This window comes from Rhodococcus sp. B10, from assembly GCF_011770055.1.
Taxonomy (GTDB): domain Bacteria; phylum Actinomycetota; class Actinomycetes; order Mycobacteriales; family Mycobacteriaceae; genus Rhodococcoides; species Rhodococcoides kyotonensis_B.
In genome coordinates this window covers 260,725-277,323 of sequence record NZ_JAAFYV010000001.1, presented here as the reverse complement: position 1 = coordinate 277,323, position 16,599 = coordinate 260,725, and the positions used below count along the sequence as shown (strand labels likewise).

General features: G+C 63.7%; 15 protein-coding genes. 11 read left to right on the top strand and 4 right to left on the bottom strand.

Annotation, left to right across the window (positions count from 1 at the left end):
- Window positions 1–8: 8 nt before the first annotated feature.
- Window positions 9–2,681 carry an aminotransferase class III-fold pyridoxal phosphate-dependent enzyme gene (locus tag RhoFasB10_RS00965; protein ID WP_068431721.1) on the bottom strand — a complete coding sequence of 891 codons (2,673 nt, stop codon included), beginning with the start codon at window positions 2,679–2,681 and terminating at the stop codon, window positions 9–11.
- Between the two features lie 251 nt (window positions 2,682–2,932).
- Between RhoFasB10_RS00965 and RhoFasB10_RS00960 the strand changes: the two genes are divergently transcribed.
- Genes RhoFasB10_RS00960 through RhoFasB10_RS00945 form a run of 4 tightly spaced genes read left to right on the top strand, consistent with a single transcriptional unit; the run spans window position 2,933 to window position 6,249 of the window.
- Window positions 2,933–3,379 (top strand): hypothetical protein, encoded by a 447-nt coding sequence (locus tag RhoFasB10_RS00960; protein ID WP_068431718.1) that lies wholly within the window; start codon window positions 2,933–2,935, stop codon window positions 3,377–3,379.
- Window positions 3,376–3,867, top strand: a complete 492-nt coding sequence (locus tag RhoFasB10_RS00955) for a hypothetical protein (protein WP_068431715.1) — start codon at window positions 3,376–3,378, stop codon at window positions 3,865–3,867. Before RhoFasB10_RS00960 ends, RhoFasB10_RS00955 begins: the two co-directional genes overlap by 4 nt.
- 13 nt (window positions 3,868–3,880) lie before the next feature.
- Window positions 3,881–4,891: a hypothetical protein gene (locus tag RhoFasB10_RS00950; protein WP_068431712.1), complete on the top strand. Its 1,011-nt coding sequence runs from the start codon at window positions 3,881–3,883 to the stop codon at window positions 4,889–4,891.
- Window positions 4,888–6,249: an NAD(P)/FAD-dependent oxidoreductase gene (locus RhoFasB10_RS00945; RefSeq protein ID WP_068431710.1), complete on the top strand. Its 1,362-nt coding sequence runs from the start codon at window positions 4,888–4,890 to the stop codon at window positions 6,247–6,249. The genes RhoFasB10_RS00950 and RhoFasB10_RS00945 overlap by 4 nt, the downstream gene beginning before the upstream one ends.
- Here the strand turns inward: RhoFasB10_RS00945 and RhoFasB10_RS00940 are convergent.
- Window positions 6,243–7,601, bottom strand: coding sequence for an MmgE/PrpD family protein (locus tag RhoFasB10_RS00940; protein WP_068431707.1), 1,359 nt, complete (start codon window positions 7,599–7,601; stop codon window positions 6,243–6,245). The genes RhoFasB10_RS00945 and RhoFasB10_RS00940 overlap by 7 nt on opposite strands.
- Window positions 7,602–7,764: 163 nt before the next feature.
- Here RhoFasB10_RS00940 and RhoFasB10_RS00935 point away from each other — a divergent pair, with 163 nt between their 5' ends.
- Both RhoFasB10_RS00935 and RhoFasB10_RS00930 read left to right on the top strand, forming a co-directional pair.
- On the top strand, window positions 7,765–8,577 hold the full coding sequence (locus RhoFasB10_RS00935) for a cyclase family protein (protein ID WP_068431704.1): 813 nt from the start codon (window positions 7,765–7,767) through the stop codon (window positions 8,575–8,577).
- Entirely contained in the window at window positions 8,574–9,986 is a 1,413-nt protein-coding gene (locus RhoFasB10_RS00930; protein ID WP_167674712.1) for an MmgE/PrpD family protein, read from the top strand. The genes RhoFasB10_RS00935 and RhoFasB10_RS00930 overlap by 4 nt, the downstream gene beginning before the upstream one ends.
- A 51-nt stretch (window positions 9,987–10,037) precedes the next feature.
- Here the strand turns inward: RhoFasB10_RS00930 and RhoFasB10_RS00925 are convergent, their stop codons facing one another.
- Both RhoFasB10_RS00925 and RhoFasB10_RS00920 read right to left on the bottom strand, forming a co-directional pair.
- Window positions 10,038–10,877: a CoA ester lyase gene (locus RhoFasB10_RS00925; protein WP_068431701.1), complete on the bottom strand. Its 840-nt coding sequence runs from the start codon at window positions 10,875–10,877 to the stop codon at window positions 10,038–10,040.
- Complete coding sequence (locus RhoFasB10_RS00920; RefSeq protein ID WP_084424070.1) at window positions 10,874–11,674, bottom strand: IclR family transcriptional regulator; 801 nt, start codon at window positions 11,672–11,674, stop codon at window positions 10,874–10,876. The genes RhoFasB10_RS00925 and RhoFasB10_RS00920 overlap by 4 nt, the downstream gene beginning before the upstream one ends.
- A gap of 251 nt (window positions 11,675–11,925) precedes the next feature.
- Between RhoFasB10_RS00920 and RhoFasB10_RS00915 the strand changes: the two genes are divergently transcribed.
- The 5 genes from RhoFasB10_RS00915 to RhoFasB10_RS00895 are packed head-to-tail and all read left to right on the top strand — an operon-like array spanning window position 11,926 to window position 16,595.
- Window positions 11,926–13,146: an ABC transporter substrate-binding protein gene (locus RhoFasB10_RS00915; protein WP_068432062.1), complete on the top strand. Its 1,221-nt coding sequence runs from the start codon at window positions 11,926–11,928 to the stop codon at window positions 13,144–13,146.
- Complete coding sequence (locus tag RhoFasB10_RS00910; protein ID WP_084424067.1) at window positions 13,143–14,135, top strand: branched-chain amino acid ABC transporter permease; 993 nt, start codon at window positions 13,143–13,145, stop codon at window positions 14,133–14,135. Before RhoFasB10_RS00915 ends, RhoFasB10_RS00910 begins: the two co-directional genes overlap by 4 nt.
- A complete protein-coding gene (locus RhoFasB10_RS00905; RefSeq protein WP_068431696.1) occupies window positions 14,132–15,175 on the top strand; it encodes a branched-chain amino acid ABC transporter permease in 1,044 nt (347 codons plus the stop codon). The genes RhoFasB10_RS00910 and RhoFasB10_RS00905 overlap by 4 nt, the downstream gene beginning before the upstream one ends.
- The gene (locus RhoFasB10_RS00900) at window positions 15,172–15,894 is read left to right on the top strand and encodes an ABC transporter ATP-binding protein (protein WP_068432065.1); all 723 of its coding nucleotides are present in this window, start codon (window positions 15,172–15,174) and stop codon (window positions 15,892–15,894) included. The genes RhoFasB10_RS00905 and RhoFasB10_RS00900 overlap by 4 nt, the downstream gene beginning before the upstream one ends.
- Window positions 15,891–16,595 (top strand): ABC transporter ATP-binding protein, encoded by a 705-nt coding sequence (locus tag RhoFasB10_RS00895; RefSeq protein ID WP_206030353.1) that lies wholly within the window; start codon window positions 15,891–15,893, stop codon window positions 16,593–16,595. The genes RhoFasB10_RS00900 and RhoFasB10_RS00895 overlap by 4 nt, the downstream gene beginning before the upstream one ends.
- Window positions 16,596–16,599 lie beyond the last annotated feature (4 nt).

Below are 16,599 nucleotides of genomic sequence, written 5' to 3'. Positions count from 1 at the left end.
CCTGCGATCTAGGTGGCGAAGAAGCCGGCTGCGGACATGTCGGACACGCTGTTTCCGAACGCCTCCGCCACGACCTTCATGTCGGTGTCGGAATGCGCTGCGCTCAGCAACATCGTGTGCAGTTCGGGCATGTACACCCCGTGTCGACGCATGTAGTACGCCAGCGCGATGTTGGCCTTGATGTTGGAGCCCGCCAGCCGATCTCGGACGCGCTTGGGCTTGGCGTAGTCGAACGTCAACGAGAAGATCGACCGAAACCCCTTGACCGACAACGGCACGGACAGTCCCGCTGCGCGATCCCGCAGTTCGTCGGTGAGCCAGTCCGTCCTGCGCTCGAGGTCGTCGTAGATCTCTCGGTTCTCGTCGAGGTACGCCAGCGTCGCCGACCCTGCTGCGGCGGTGATCGAGTTGCCACTCATGGTGCCGCCGAGGAATGCCTGGCGTTCGATGTCGACGAACGGGTCCTCGGTAGTCTTCGCCATGGACACGACGTCGACATCACCGACGACGGCCCCACACGGAAGGCCACCGCCGATGATCTTCCCGAGGCATGTCAGGTGCGGACGAATGCCGGCGAGCGTCTGTACGCCGCCATATGCGACGCGGAATCCGGTGACCACCTCGTCGAAGATCAGAACGATGCGGTGCGTGTCGCATGCGCGACGCAGATCCTCGAGAAATGCACGATCGTACGAAGCCATCGCCGTCGGCATCGGTTCGACGAGAACGCATGCGATGTCGGACGCGGATTCGACGAGCCGGTCGATCGATCCACGTTCTCCGTACTGGAGCACAAGGGTTTCCGAGACGGTCGACGCCGCCATGCCTGCAGTTCCCGTCGGCTCCGGGCGGTCGGCGCTACCGCTGTAGCGGAACCACGAACTGACGAGTCCCTGATCGGAGAAACCGTGGTAGTGACCTTCGAACTTGGCCACACGTTGTTTTCCGGTGTACGCACGAGCGAGTCGGACTGCCATCTGGACGGCTTCGGTGCCCGAATTCGACAGAATGACACGGTTATCGGAGCCGAACGCGTCGGACAACTGCCGTGCCAGTGCGATCTCGGGCTCGTTGCCGAGAGCGTTGATCGAGCCCGCGGTTGCGGCCTCGGCGATTGCCGCAGTCTGCACTGGATGCGCGTAACCGAGGATGTGAGGGCCGTATCCGCACGACAGGTCGATGTAGTCGTTGCCGTCGACGTCGGAGAGGACGCTTCCCTGCGCCGACTTGACGAGAAGTGGGAAAGCGCTCGGCAGTGCGAACCGATCGAGGTGGGTCGGCGCGATCAGGCGACGATCCGGATCGCGCTTCTCGGCCATGGATTTCGGAATCCGGTCGCCGATCTCGCGATCGAACTGCTCGGCGACTTCTTCGCTCATGTACGGCGAGAAGCGATCGGTGAAGGTGCGCCCGTTCGCCCAGATGTCGATGTCGGGATCGATCTGCGAGATGAAACCCTCACCCGTCAGAAAGGCTAAGGCCAGCAACGAGAATCGTGTCGAGACACGAGCGTTGTACTCGCGGAGCAGCCGGGTCGCGTCGTCGAAGAAGGACATCGTCGACCAGCGGGCCGACGTCTCCTCGAAGTGGCGGCGAAGAACGACCTCCAGCTTCGCGTCGTATTCCGCTCGGTGATCGTCCAGAAGGCTGGGGTCGGCGACGAACGCACGTGTGCATCGCTCGACGGCGAGCTCCCACTGACCCTTGACACACGCGTAGTAGAAGGACGCGAGATTCCATTTGTCGTTCTCGTCGAGGCGGCCGACCAGACCGAAGTCCAGCGCGATGATCTTCCCCTCGTCCGTGAACATCAGATTGCCCGGGTGCGGGTCCACGTGGAAGAAGCCGTGAAAGTACGACATCGCATAGAACGCGTCCTGCAGACGGCGGGCGATCTCCGGTCGCGGGAACTTCACGGTTTCGAAGTCCGGGCCCGGCGTCGCGTGCACGAACTCCATGACGAGAACCTTGCGGCCCGTCAGATGATCCACCGTGGCGGGTACGCGCAGATGCGGGTGGCTGCGGAAGTTCTCCGCGAGTTCGTTCTGGCGGGCAGCTTCGGCCACCATGTCGGTCTGACCGGTCAGCAGAGGGCGAAGTTCGGCGAAGTGCCCGGGCAAGTCGTAGCTGCGTGCTCGTGACGATGCGCGGTGGGCGATGGCAGCGAGGCGCCCGATGACCCACGCACTGGTGCGCAGCCGCAGGTCGACACCCGCCTTGACGACCTTGATCGCGACGTCTTGACCGGTGGCCAGCCGGGCCTTGTGAACCTGGGCGACCGAACCGACGGCGATGGGTGCCCAATCGAATTCGGCGAACACGGCCGTGACCGGACGTCCGAAATGCTCGTCGAGCACTTCACGCAGTTCCGGCGTGCTCATCGGTGGCAGATCGGCGAAGAAGGACCGGAATCGATCGGTCGCATCTTTGGACAGCAGCCCGGACTGCGTTCCGAGCACCTGTCCTGCCTTCATGTACAGCGGACCCATCCGAAGCAGGAATCCTCGGAGTAGACCCGCCATGAACTCGTCGCTTCTGAGTCGTTTCGGGCGCGTGTAGTAGCGGAGCGCGAAAACGGTCGTCCAGACGATGATGCGGATGGCTTCTCGAAACGTTCCGCGAACCAACTCCGGCAACTCCGCCAGGTGGCTCACGCCGAACAGCCGAGACGAACTAGACATGTGTATAACCCCCGTCTACACAATGGACGGACGCGAGAACCGCGTCCGCTGGAGCGGGCAGAAATCTACTGCAGCACTGTGCTGTAGTACAGATGTACGTCGGGTGCGGTGGGTATTTCGCCGGGTTGGTCAGCGCGTTGCGCCTGGTCAGAGCGTATTGCCGCGGAATTGTGGTGAGTGCCACAGTTGCGAGCTATGCTGTGGCAATTTACCGAACGTCCACCGAACGACTACGAACAGTGCAGGGCCACATGAGTACGAACTCGGATGCGAACGGAGACAGTTTCGCCGCCCGCCTCGACCATCTCTTCCGTAAATTGCCCTCGGCGTCCGGAGGTCGGTGGTCGGTGTCCGAAATCGCGCGTCGCAGCACCGATTTCGGTTATCCGATTTCCGAGGCGTATCTCTACCAACTTCGCAGCGGCGTCAAGGAGAATCCGTCGTTGCGTCATACCGAGGGCCTGGCACGTGCGTTCGGTGTGGACATCAGGTTCTTCACCGACCGTGACGTGTACGAGCGGGGTGTCCAGGAAATCGATTATCTGCGGCTGCAGTCGAGTCCCGGAATACACGCCGCGGCGCACCGTATGGTCGATCTGTCCGAGACGCGTCTGTCCGAGGTGATCGATTTCATCCGATTCATGCGTATCAAGGAGGGGTTGCCCGCGGATCCGGGGGAGGGGGACGAGCAGCGATGAAGCATCTGCGTCGGCAGCGACTGCTTCGCGGAATGTCGGTTCCGGATCCGTTCTCGATCGATCGCTTGTGCGACGAGGTCACCGCCGTGACCGGACGTCCATTGCGAGTCGAGTCAGCAGCGCTGCCGTACGGCGTCGCCGGTGCGTTGTTTCGTTCCGAGGCAAGCGATGTCATCGTCCACGATCAGGTCTTGCCGCGGCTCGCGCGATTGAACACGATCCTGCACGAGGTCGGACACGTGATTCTCGGGCACGACAGCGCTCGTGGCGACGACGTCGAACCGATCGAGTTCTCGGTCCTGATGCCCGACGCAGTGGCGAACTTTCGATGCTCGGCGCGTCGTACAGATTTCACGACCGGTCCCGAGCGTGATGCCGAGTTGTTCGCACGAGCGACGCTGCGGCGCATTCTCGAGTCGAACACGGAAGTGACCGCGGCGGGCCGCCTGTGGGCTTCGCTCACTCACCCGGTGCGCACGCACTGGTGAGGGAGCGTATGCGATGACGGTCGTAGCGCTCTTCGTCGTGTCCGCCCTGTGTTACGCCGCGCTCGGTGTGGCGTTCGTGTCGTGGGCAGAGAGGCACGGTTCGTCGCGACTGCCGGGTCTCGCCCTGCTGTTCGGTGCAGCGTCGTCGATCTTCGATTCGTACGCAATGGACATGCCGACAGGACCGTGGACGGCCCTTCCCCGAGTGTCGGCCGACGTCTGCACGTTGGCCACGTGTGCTCTTCTCCTGCAGTGGCGGTTGGTCGTCTCGGGTGAGAAAGGCGGGCGCGTGCGCGTGCTGTGGATCTCGTACGTCGCGCTTGCGACGTTCGCAGCTGCGATGTCGCTCGTCGCCGACGCGTCGGGAAAGCCCATCGTGGTGCTCGGAGCCCCAAGTGGGTCGGTGGTCGAAGCGGCGTACTGGACCGCGATCGGTCTGGCATTCGCGTTCGGATTCGGCGCGGGCGCAATGCTTCTCGGTCCTCGACTACTGTCTTCCGGTAGCCGAATGCTCTGGTGGTCCGCGGTGCTGGTCAGTGCTGGGAGCTGTGCCGCGGTCGCGTACGGCATCTGGCGTCCGCTGTCGCACTGGTCCTCGGTGATCGGAGTGGGCCGTTCACCGCAGGGCACGACCGACGTGGTTGCACTTGCGTTGCTGATCGTGTTCGCGACGTCCGGCCTGGCAGGCCTGGTGGTGCTCGGCGTCGGGGGATGGCTGTACCGGCGTCGGCGCTACCGCGACACGGTCGACATGCTCGGTCGCCTGCATGCGTTCCTCGTCGGGCTCTACCCGGAAATCGACGGTCCGTTACCCAACCGGGGTTCAGCGCACCGATGTACGAAATTGTTGGTCGAGATCGAGGACGGGCTCGCGATCTTGGGGCGGCGCGAACCCGGCGTCGCAGCTGCGCTCGACCTGTATTTCGTCGACTCGGACGGCGACGAGTCCGCCGAACTGACGTACGTCGCACGAGAAGCAGCCAGGCGTTTCAACCGACGATTCACGGGGGTGAGTGCATCATGAACGACAGCCGAGTTCTTGTCATCGGTGCTGGGGTATCCGGTCTGACGTGCGCGTATCGACTGCAGCAGGCCGGGATCGACGCGTTGGTGCTCGAGGCTTCCGACCGGGTCGGAGGTCGTACTCGCACCGTCCGTTCGCCCGACGGCGTCCTGCTGGAAGGGGGTGGGCAATGGTTCGGTCCGGGACAGACTGCCGTTCTGCAGTTGATCGACGAACTCGGTCTGGAGACCACGCCGACCTACACTCACGGACGCACTGTCTTTCGTCTGCGCGGACGTACGTCCACGAGCCGTGTCGGGGTTCCGTTCGAATGGCCGCTCGTCACGCTCGACCTTTCGATCGCGATCACGAGGCTGCAGATGCTGGCAGCCCGGGTGAACAGGGAACGGCCGTGGACGTCGGCGCGAGCTGCAGGCCTTGACCGGACGACGTTCGACGAATGGTTGACCGAGCACACGCGGACCGTCGCAGCGAGGCACATTTTCGATGCAGTCTCCGCGTTGACGCTGGGCGGCGATCCGCGCGATCTGTCGCTTCTCGGTGTGCTGCAACACATTCGCAGCGCAGGAGGTCTGCTTCGGTTGATCGGGGTGCGTGGGGGTGCCCAGGACCGACGCCTGATCACCGGCGCTCAATCCATTTCGACCTCGCTCGCCGACCGGATGCCCGGTCGTGTCTTGCTCGAGACGCCCGCGAAGCAGATCGAATGGGACGCGAACACCGCGACGGTGCGGGCAGCAGGGCACGAATTTCGAGCGTCGGCGGTCGTCGTGGCGATGTGCCCCATCGACCGTGGACACATCGACATGGTGCCCGAACTGCCGCCCATCGAGCGGGACCGAATTGCGCTCAGTGCGCAGTACTCCGGCATCAAGGTGCACGCCGTCTATCCGACGCCGTTCTGGCGTGCGCGCGGGTTCAACGGCCAAGCGGTGTCCGACGTCGGTCCGGCACCGGTGGTGTTCGACAACTCACCCGCCGACGATCGAGTGGGCGTGCTGTCGGCCTTCGTCGCTGGGACGGTGTCCGATCATCCCGCGTCGCCGACGATCGAGCAGATACAGGACCCGGATGTGCGACGCGTCGGCGTCCTCGAATGTTTCGCCGAGCTCTTCGGCGACGAGGCGCGACACCCCACCTACTTCACCGAAGTCGATTGGCGCGCAGAACCTTACATCGAAGGATGCATCCCGAGCGTCGCGCCGGGCGTTCTGACCGCCACCCACGGGCATTCGCACGGAACCGGCAGGCTCGTGTGGGCCGGGACCGAGCAGTCCGACGTGTGGAACGGGTACATCGACGGTGCAGTGCGGGCGGGGGAGAGGGCCGCAGCACACGCACGGCAGTTGCTTCACTGAATGTCGGACAACAGCGCCACGACGTCGCGGGATTCGGGGATTCCTTCGACGACGCGTGCAAGACGATCCGCATCGGTGCCGATCAGCCTGGTGATCTTGCGGTGAATGTCGTCGTAGGTCATCGGAAGATGGTCGACGTCGCCGACGGGGTTGGGCGTCGACGCGCCGATTTCCTCGCCGCTGCGGAGTGTCACCGTCACCTCGGCAGCTCTGCGGTGTGGCAGGAGCGCGTCGAGCTCGTCGGACGCGCTGACCTCCACTCGACTGCTGAACCGTTCCGCGTCGGGAAACACCGAACCGCCCGGGTCGAGCGCGTCGGCGTCGATGTCGTCGGTGACGAAGGCAGCGGACACGACGAAAGGGAGGGAGAACATAGCTCCGAGGCGAGTGACCGGGTGTCGCCGAAACAGAGGCTCCGCAAGTGAATGCGTCTGCACGCGAACCGTTTCGACATCATCGGCGGTCCAGGTTGCACCGGCTTTGATGCTCTGCACCGAATCGATCGCGGCGTGCGTGTAGGAACAACTGGCGTGACGCTTGGCGTAGCCGTGGAGCAGCAGCCAACGGTCGTCGAGATCGTCCGTCAGCACATCGAGATCGAGGGTTCCCACGATGTCGCCGAGGCTGTGTTCGATTGCACCGGAATTGCGCACGAGTCCTGCGCTCGACAGACGTGCCGCGTCGAGTCCGGCTCGGACGGCGCCTGCTATCCACAGGTTCCGACTGAAGTTTCCGTCCAGCACGACGCCCCACGGGGCCACGTGTACCAATGCCGATGCCGAATCGATCGCGCCTGCCACGCACTCGGCGTCCGCGCCCCAGATGGACGCGGCAGCTGCAGCTGCTCCCGTCGCACCCCAGTGACCGTGGGTATGCCACCTGGGGTCGCGGGTCAGTGCGTGGCCGAACCGGGCCGCAACCTCGTACCCGCCGACCACTGCAGCAAGAAACGCCCGCCCGTCGACGGGAGTGTCGGACAGCCTCGCCGCAGCGACGGCCGCCGGGACGACATGCGCGGCCGGGTGCCCTGCGGCGTACTTGTTGCCTTCGTCGAGTTCGAGACAGCAGGACGCGATGGCGTCCAATTCGGCCGCGGTCGCCGCGGTGGTACCGACGGTCGTTCCGAGCGGAGAGACCGAACCCGCTTCGGAGCGCCAGGCCGACGACAACGCGCGTAGCTCGGCCGTGCGCGCTCCTGCGATCGTGACGCCGAACAGATCGAGAAGGATCGAGCGTGCGCGATCGGCGAGTGGCGTCGGCAGGGCCTCGTCTCGAAGTTCGCAGACGGTTCGTGCGAGCGACGCGACGCGGGCGGTGTGTTCCTCTGAGCGGAACGATCTGTGCTCCGGCATGCGTCGCACAGTAGAGACCGCAGCGTGGTTGGTCAACGCGTCACGCCAGGAATGCCTGCAATGATAGTGTGACTCACACCGCAGCCTCGCTTGTCAGATCGTTTCTTTCAGCGGAACGGCACAACTCGGTACAGCATCGCGAAGCAGACGAAGGAGACGTGCAATGTCCGATCAACTCCTCCAGGCCGTGCAGGCCGGGGTGCAGTTCGTCGACCTGGGTAGACAGTTGCGGGTGGGTATGCCGCAGTCGCCCAATCACCCGCAGTTCTGGCACACTTTGCCCAGACGGCACGGCGACATGACGCGGTCGGACGGCGGCAGCGCGGCGAACGACATGATCACCACCGGAACGCACGTCGGCACCCACATCGACGCCCTGGCTCACGTGTCGCACGACGGCAAGCTGCACGGCGGCGCCGACGCGGGGCAGTCCTGCCTGGGCGGCAAGTACGTCGAACACGGTGTGCACACGATCTCGCCGATGATTCGACGCGGTGTATTGCTGGACATCCCCGGGCTTCTCGGCGTCGAACGATGCGACGGCGGATACGAGATCACCGTCGCCGATCTCGACGCGGCATGCGAGGCCGAAGGAGTCGAGATCGCCGAGGGCGACGTCGTACTGATCCGCAGCGGATGGGGCCAGTTGTTCTCCGAAGGTCAGGCGTATGTCGGCGGCCCCTCGGGCGTTCCGGGCGTCAGCAAGGCGGGCGCACAATGGCTGTCGCAGAAGAAGGTGCACGCAGCCGGCGCAGACACCATCGCGTTCGAACGATTGGCGCCCGGTGGTGGGCACGCACTTCTACCCGCGCATCGAGTCCTGTTGGTGGAGAGCGGGATCTACATCATCGAAGCACTGGACCTCGAGGAACTGGCAGCGCAGAAGATGTACGAGTTCACGTTTCTGCTCGTTCCGTTGAACATCTTCGGCGCCACCGGGTCGCCCGTTCGCCCCTTGGCGGTGAAGTCGGCATGACCGAACCGACACTGGCGCAGCATCTTGCGCGCTTTGCCGTCGATACGACGTTCGACACGTTGCCGGCCGACGTCGTCGCGAGTGTCGGAATGCGTGTCCTCGACACACTCGGAATCGCTATCGCTGCAACCGAACTCGACACCAGCCGCGCTGCGATCGCGTGGGCTGCCGAGCAGGGAGGTGCGGCGACGGCGTATGCGGTCGGTGTCGAAGAGGCGCTTCCAGCACCGTTGGCAGCGTTCGTCAACGGCGTGCTGGCGCACTCTCTCGATTTCGACGACACCCACCTTCCTTCGATTCTGCATCCGAGCGCGAGCGTCGTGCCCGCGGCGCTCGCGGCGGCGCAGCAGCATGGGGCAGATGGCAGGGCTCTGGTGCGCGGCATCGCCATCGGGCTCGAAGTCTGTGTCCGGTTGGGCATGGCCGGCTTCGACCCGGAGACGAAGAACTCGGTCTTCTTCGAACACGGCCAGCATGCGACGTCGATCTGCGGGGCGATGGGAGGAGCCGTCGCGGCCGCGGTGATCGGTGGCGCATCGGAAGGTCGAATTGTCGATGCACTCGGTATCACTGCATCGATGGCGTCGGGAATCATCGAAGCGAACCGTACGGGCGGCACGGTGAAACGATTGCACTGCGGCTGGGCGGCGCACTCCGCAGTGTCGGCGGCCGGACTTGCGCGACATGGCATCACAGGCCCTCCGACCGTCCTCGAGGGCCGGTTCGGGTTCTACCAGGCGTGGCTCCACGAGGCTCCCCGCGCGTCCGAGATCGTCGACGGTTTGGGCGCGCAGTGGGCTGTGCCAGGTATCTTCTTCAAGCCCTACCCGGCGAACCATTTCACGCATGCCGCAGTGGACGCGGGTGCAGCGCTCCGTGAACGCGGTATCACTGCTGACGACATCGACAAACTGGTGCTCGGTGTTCCTGCCGCCAATCTGCGGACGATCGGCGAACCCATCGAGGTCAAGCGAGCTCCGGAAACCGGCTACATGGCGCAGTTCAGCGGACCGTACGCGGTGGCGGTCGGGCTGTTCGGCGGTGGTGGTCTCGGTGCGGCGCTGGAAGACTATTCCGACGACTTGGCCCGGTCGACGGACCGTCGAGCGCTGATGGCCAAGGTGGACGTCGTTCCCGACGAGCGGTGCGACGCGATCTTCCCGCATCAGTTCCCTGCGGTACTCACGGCAACGTTGACCGATGGGTCGACTGTTGTGGAGGAGGTACTCACGACGCGCGGGGGACCGGAACGTCCGTTGTCCTTCGACGAAGTGACGGCCAAGTTCAGAGCCAATGCGGGCGCGTTGCTCACCGACGATCGAGTCGACGAGTTGGCCGAACGATGTCACGCAGTGGCCACTCTGAGCGACGTCGGGAAACTGCTGGCTCCTCTGACGAAGCTTCGCTAGAGCCGAGTGCCGGTGATGTGAACGACGGGTTCGTTCACATCACCGGCGGGCCTATACGCGGGCCAGGATCTCCCTGGCCCCGCGCACGACAGCTTCGTCGACGAATCGGCCGTTGTCGTCCACCGTGGGTCCGCCGTCTGCGAGGCGATACAGCTCGAGCAGGCGATGGGCGCGGGTGACATCCTCGTCGGACGGGGTGAGGGCGTCGTTGATGATCGGAATCTGCTTGGGGTGCAGCGCAGTACGGCCACGGAACCCCATCTCCACGAAACGGGTAGTCGTAGCGGCGAATCCATCGAGATCGCGGAAATCCGTCGAGGTCGGCGCGATTGGTGCAGCCAGACCAGCTGCGGCACAATCGATCACGACCTGTAGTCGCAGCGCATCGATCACGCCGGTCGTGTCGGCGGTCCGGGTGATCCGGAGATCCGCAAGCAGATCGACCTCGCCTATGCCGAAGGTCCGAACCCGTTCGAACTTCGCCATTCCATCGATGGAGCGCAGCGATGCGGCTGTCTCGATGAGTCCGATCAGTCCGAGCGGGCGCAATCCGCGGGCCGTCTCGAGGTCGTCGAGCAACGTTTCGGCCCAGGCCAGAGCGTCGACGGAGCATTTCGCAATCATGACGCCGTCGACTCCCGCGCTCGCGGCGACATCGAGGTCCTCGTGGAGAAACTCAGGAGTGACACGAACCCACACCTCGGTGCGCGTGGCGATGCGTCCGGCGAGCCAGGCCCGCACATCCCGGCGAGCCGCGTCCTTGAGGCCGAGGGGAACCGCGTCCTCCAGATCGACGATGATCGCGTCAGCATCGCCGGCGGCCGCTTTGTCGAAGAGTTCGGGCTTCACTGCGGGGACATAGAGAAAAGAACGTGGAACGGCTTTGTTCATCGGGCAGTCCGCGATTCGAGCATCTGGGTGATCTGTTGCGCCGCGGCGATCACCAAACGCGCATGAGCAGTGTGTTCCTCGTCGGCAGACGCCGAGTAGCGAAATGCGGGGCCCGACGAGCTCACCGATCCCAGTACGTGTGCGGCCCCGTCGAAGAACGGCGCGGCTATCGATGCGGCACCGGTCTTCCGTTCGTTGATCGAGGTTGCGTATCCGTCGTCGCGAATTCGTGCGAGACGCGCGTGGAAGGCCTCCACGTCGACATCATGTGTGGCGCCCTGTAATTCCCGCGCGGCATCCACTGCGAAATGCTCCGGCAGAAAAGCGAGGATCGCCAGACTCGATGCCCCCGAATGCAGCGGGAATTGGGGACCGATCTCGATCACCATCTTCACTTCCTGCGGACTCTCGTACTGGTCGAGATAGACGCGGCGATGGCCGACGAGGGCGGACAGCGTTGCAGTCTCACGCGTCTCCGCTCGTAGTTTTCGCAGGACCGGCGCGGCGATCGATCGAACGTCGAGTTGGCTCCACGCCTTCGTGCCCAGACCGATCGCTGCGGGCCCGAGTGAATACGTCGATTCACCCGCCATCGGTTGCACGATCGACCGGGACGCCAGGGACTGCAGTATCCGGTGCACAACGGCTTTGCTGAGCTGCAGGCGACGGGCAATCTCGGTGACACCGAGTGCGCGATCGGACTGCGCGAACGCAAGAAGAACGTCTGCGACGCGATCTGCCGATTCGGTGCCCGTCGACGTCTCGACCGGGGGTCTCGATTTGGGCGGCGTGACCATATGGGTCATCCTTCCTGATGTGGGCGGGACTTCGTAGTCGACCGTCTCGAGATGACCATACCGTTCCGCTGGGCGAACCATCTGGTTTACAAGAAAGTCACGAAACGACCTGTTGCATCCACGTGTCCCGTGTCATACTCGTCGTCAGAAGGAATGTTCTTCATTCAACTGGTGCGCTCAGCGGAACGCTAGGAGCGTCGAAAAGAATGATTCGACTCGGTGCCAAGTGGGCGCGAAAGGCAGACTCGACAATGAAGAAGCTCGTAGGCGTGCTGACGGCCGCCGTGGTGATGAGCGCGGCAGCATGCGGCTCGTCCTCCGGTGGCGACGACTCGGGGGCGATCAAGATCGGTTCGGTGCACCCCACTACCGGCGCACTCGCCGGTGTCGGTGGTTTGATGAACGACGGTGCCGCTCTTGCTGTTGCGGACATCAACGCTGCGGGCGGCATCGCAGCCCTCGACGGCCGACAGCTCGAACTCGTATCCGGTGACAGCCAGGGCAAGGCCGAGGTCGGTCAGAGTGAGGCGCAGCGTCTCATAGACGACGGTGCAGTCGCATTGATCGGGACGTACCAGAGCGACGTCACGCAGAATGTCGCGTCGGTGGCCGAGCGGTCTCGCGTGCCCTTCGTCATCGACGTCGCTGTCGACGACAAGATTCTCGATCAGGGATACCAGTACACCTTCCGTATCCAGCCGAACGCGTCGAGCATGGGAACCGACGGCGCACGGGCGTTGGCTGCCATCGAGAGTCGGACCGGTCAGCCCATCGACAAGGTGTCCTATCTCCACATCGAAGGTTCGTTCGGAGACAGCGTCTTCGACGCGTTCGAGGCCGAGGCGGCAGCCCAAGGTATCTCGTCGGTGCAGGAAATCACCTATCCTGCAACGAATTTCTCCGATGCGACCACCCAGGTTCGCGAAGCTGCGGTGAGCAACCCCGACGTCATCGTCGCAACTGGCTACTACCCGGATTCGCTGCTGATCGCGCGCGCAGTCGACCAGCTCGGCCTGAATGTCAAAGGCCTGTACGGTATTGCCAACGGCGGATTCGACGACAGTTCGTTCCCGGCAGACGCAGGAGCTGCGGGACAAGGCGTGCTGAGCGCCAACTACCACTACGACGCGACGAGCGAGCGCACCAATGAAATCCGTGCCCGCTTCGAGCAGCAGTTCGGCCGCCCGATGGAAACGGCAGCGATGTTGTCCTACCAGGCAGTCGAGGTCGTCGCGGAAGGCCTGAACAGCGGCGCCGACAGCGATCCGGAAGCTCTGCGCGAAGCCATTGCCGGAGTGTCGATCGACGATCCGCTGTTGGCGTTCGCCGGTCCCATCGAGTTCGACGAGACCGGGCAGAACAAGAACGCGACCGTCATCGTGACCCAGGTTCGCGATGGCTCTGTTCTGCAGGTGTTCCCCGAGGAATTCGCAACCGACGCACTCCAGTTCCCCGCCGGAGCCGGACAGTGACCGCTGCGTCCCAGGCGGTGTCCACGACAAAAGGTCTCCGTGGCATCTCGGGACGTAGCCCGGGGGTTGCGGTAGCAGGCGCGATCGTCGTCATCATGGCCGTCATCTACTCGGTCGGCGGTAAGGACCAAGGACTGGTCACCCAATCCGTCGTGTCGGGACTGCTGTTGGGTGGCGTGTACGCCCTGATCTCGGTCGGTCTGACTCTGATCTTCGGTGTGCTCGGAATCGTCAATTTCGCTCAAGGCGCCATGTTGACCATGGCCATGTACGTCGTCTATGCGCTGTCGACCGCAGGATTGCCCGTCTACCTCGCGACGATCATCGCGGTACCTCTGATGTTCGTGTTCGGCATGATCGTTCAGGCGGCATTGCTGACCAAGCTCACGGTCAGCGGGAGCCACGACGGTCCGCTGCTCGTCACCCTCGGCTTGTCGTTGCTGATCATCAACGTCCTGCTGATGATCTTCGGTGGCCGGCCGCAGTCGGTCCAGGCGCCGGTCGACGGTTCGCTGTCCGTTCTGGGCGCCGTCGCGTCGTGGCCCCGCGTGATCGCATTCGTCGGCGCCGCTCTCGTCGCGTTCGCGTTGACTGCCGTGCTGAGGCGCACGCCGCTCGGCTTGTCGATTCGTGCAGTGGCGTCGAATTCGGAGGGCGCGAAGCTCGTCGGAGTCGACATCGGACGCGTCTACGCGCTCACTTTCGGTATCGGTGCGGCGTGCGTGGCGGTGGCCGGGGGACTGATGACCCCGTTCACCAGCCTCACGCCCTCGGTGGGTGAGCAATTCACGATCCTTGCGTTCGTCATCGTCGTTCTCGGTGGCCTCGGAAGCGTCGTCGGCGCCGTGGTCGGTGGTCTGGTGATCGGACTCGTGCAGACGGTCGGCGCGCTGTACCTACCTGGCACCGGCTCGCTCATTCTCGTGTTCGCTGTGTTCATTCTCGTTCTGTTTCTCAAGCCCGAAGGACTGTACGGAGCTCGCCGATGACCGCAACCGTGACAGCACCGACACCGGTGTCCGAGGATTCGCGACTGAAGGACACGTGGCTGCGCCGCCAATTGCTCACGCTCGCAGTGGTATTCGTTCTCGTCGCGCTTCTTCCTCTCGCACTGGGCGAACAAGCGCAGACAGTCGCTGTGCGCACGCTGATCTTCGGCATCATGGCGGTCGCTTGGAACATCATGAGTGGTTTCGGCGGCATGTTCAGCTTCGGTCACGCCGCGTTCTTCGGAATCGGGGCGTACACCGGCGCCTACCTTCTCGTCGATCACGGCATCTCGCCGTGGATTTCCATGGTGTTGGCGGCGATCATCGCAGCGACCGTCGGCACACTGTTGGCCTATCTGTGTCTCCGATATCGGCTCGCTGGATCGTATTTCGCGTTGGCGACCTTCGCTTTCGCGCAGATGTTCTTGCTCCTGGTGCAGAATTTGGAGGTCTTTCACAAGACCGAGGGCTTCAACGTGCCTATCCTGCCGCGCGATTCGTGGTGGATGCTGCAGTTCGAGAAAGGCAGCCCCAATTACATCTGGATTCCGCTCGTGATTCTGACCCTGGCGGTGCTCGGAACGATCTTCTACGTGCGTTCTCGGCCTGGACAATTCGTCCAGGCGGTGCGTGACGACGCAACAGCTGCAGCATCTCTGGGCATCGACACCATGAAGTACCGATTGATCGCAGTGGCTGCGAGTTGTGCACTCACGGCTGTGGCCGGCGTGTATTACACCCAGTACTACTTCTTCGTCGGGCCGGAGCAGGCATTCGGTTCGGCAGTGTCGGTCGAGGCCATCGTCCCGGCCGTCATCGGTGGAATCGGAACCATCTGGGGCCCCGTCCTCGGGGCGGCCGTCATCGGACCGCTGTCCGAGGTGATCAACGATTTCATGCGGAACCCACCTGCCTTTCTCGACTTCCTCGGAGGCACGATCGGTCTCGACGTCGCGACCTACTCGATCATCCTGATTCTCATCGTCATCTTCCTTCCGAAGGGAATCTTCGGCACGATCCGTGAGAGGTGGTTCCGGTGAGCCTGTTGAGCATCGAGGGACTGAGCAAATCGTTCTCGGGTATTCACGCGGTGCGTGATGTGACGCTCGACGTGGCCGAACACGAATTCCTCGGAATCATCGGACCGAACGGCGCGGGCAAGACGACACTGTTCTCGTTGCTGTCCGGCGAGCAGCGTCCCACCGAGGGCCGCGTGATCTTCGACGGCACCGACATCACCGGGTGGTCCGCCGACAAGATCGCGCGTCATGGCCTCGTGCGTACCTTTCAGCTGATGCGTCCGTTCGAGTCGATGTCGGTACTCGAGAACGTCACCATCGCGGCGCTCACCAAACGTCGCTCGCGGAAGGACGCTCGCGCGCACGCACTCGAGGTGCTCGACCGCGTTCAGCTGTCGGATCAGGTAGGAGGCAAGGTGTCGACGATGTCGACAGCAGGCCTCAAGCGTCTGGAACTTGCGCGCGCATTGGCGATGGAACCGCGTGTCGTTCTGCTCGACGAGGTGCTCGCGGGACTTGTTCCCGCAGAACGCGCACCGATGATCGATCTGCTGCGAACCCTGCACGGTCAAGGACAGACAGTTCTGTTCGTCGAGCACATCATGGCGGCAGTGATGGCGCTGTCCGAACGATTGGTCGTCATGCACGAAGGCGCGGTGCTCCTGTCCGGGGAACCGCGGACGGTCATCGAGGACAGTCGTGTCATCGAGGCCTATCTCGGCGAGGAGGCACCCGCATGATGTTGGAGATCGACGACCTGCACGCCGGCTATCGACGGCTCGAGATCCTGCACGGACTGACGATGTCCATCGCACGCAACGAAATCGTCTCGTTGATCGGCGCGAACGGCGCTGGCAAGACGACGACACTGCGTGCGCTGTCCGGGCTGGTCTCGCCCAGTGGTGGACGAATCCTGTTGGACGGTAATCCGATTCAAGGAATGCGTGCGGACCGCATCGTCCGGGAAGGTTTGGTGCACGTCGCGCAGGACCGCGCGCTGTTCGGCAGCCTCCCCGTGTTCGAGAATCTCGAGATGGGTGCCTACACGCAGAAGCGCAGCTCCGTGAAGGAATCCTTGGACCAGGTGTTCGATCTGTTTCCGATTCTCGCGGAGCGACGGGGGCAGCGGGCGGACACGATGTCGGGCGGGCAGCAGCAGATGCTCGCGATCGGACGAGCGATGATGGCGCGGCCGCGCGTGCTCACCCTCGACGAACCGTCCGTCGGGCTTGCACCCAAACTGGCGGCGCAGGTCCTCGAGGCCATCGTGCGCATCCGTGGCACCGGCGTCACCGTTCTGATCGTGGAACAGAACGCGGCTCAGGCTCTCGAAATCTCCGACCGCGCCTACGTCATCGAAAGCGGTTCCATCGTGCTGACCGGCAGCGGGACCGAGCTTGCCCACGACGACCGCGTCAAAGCGGCATATCTCGGCATTTAGGAGT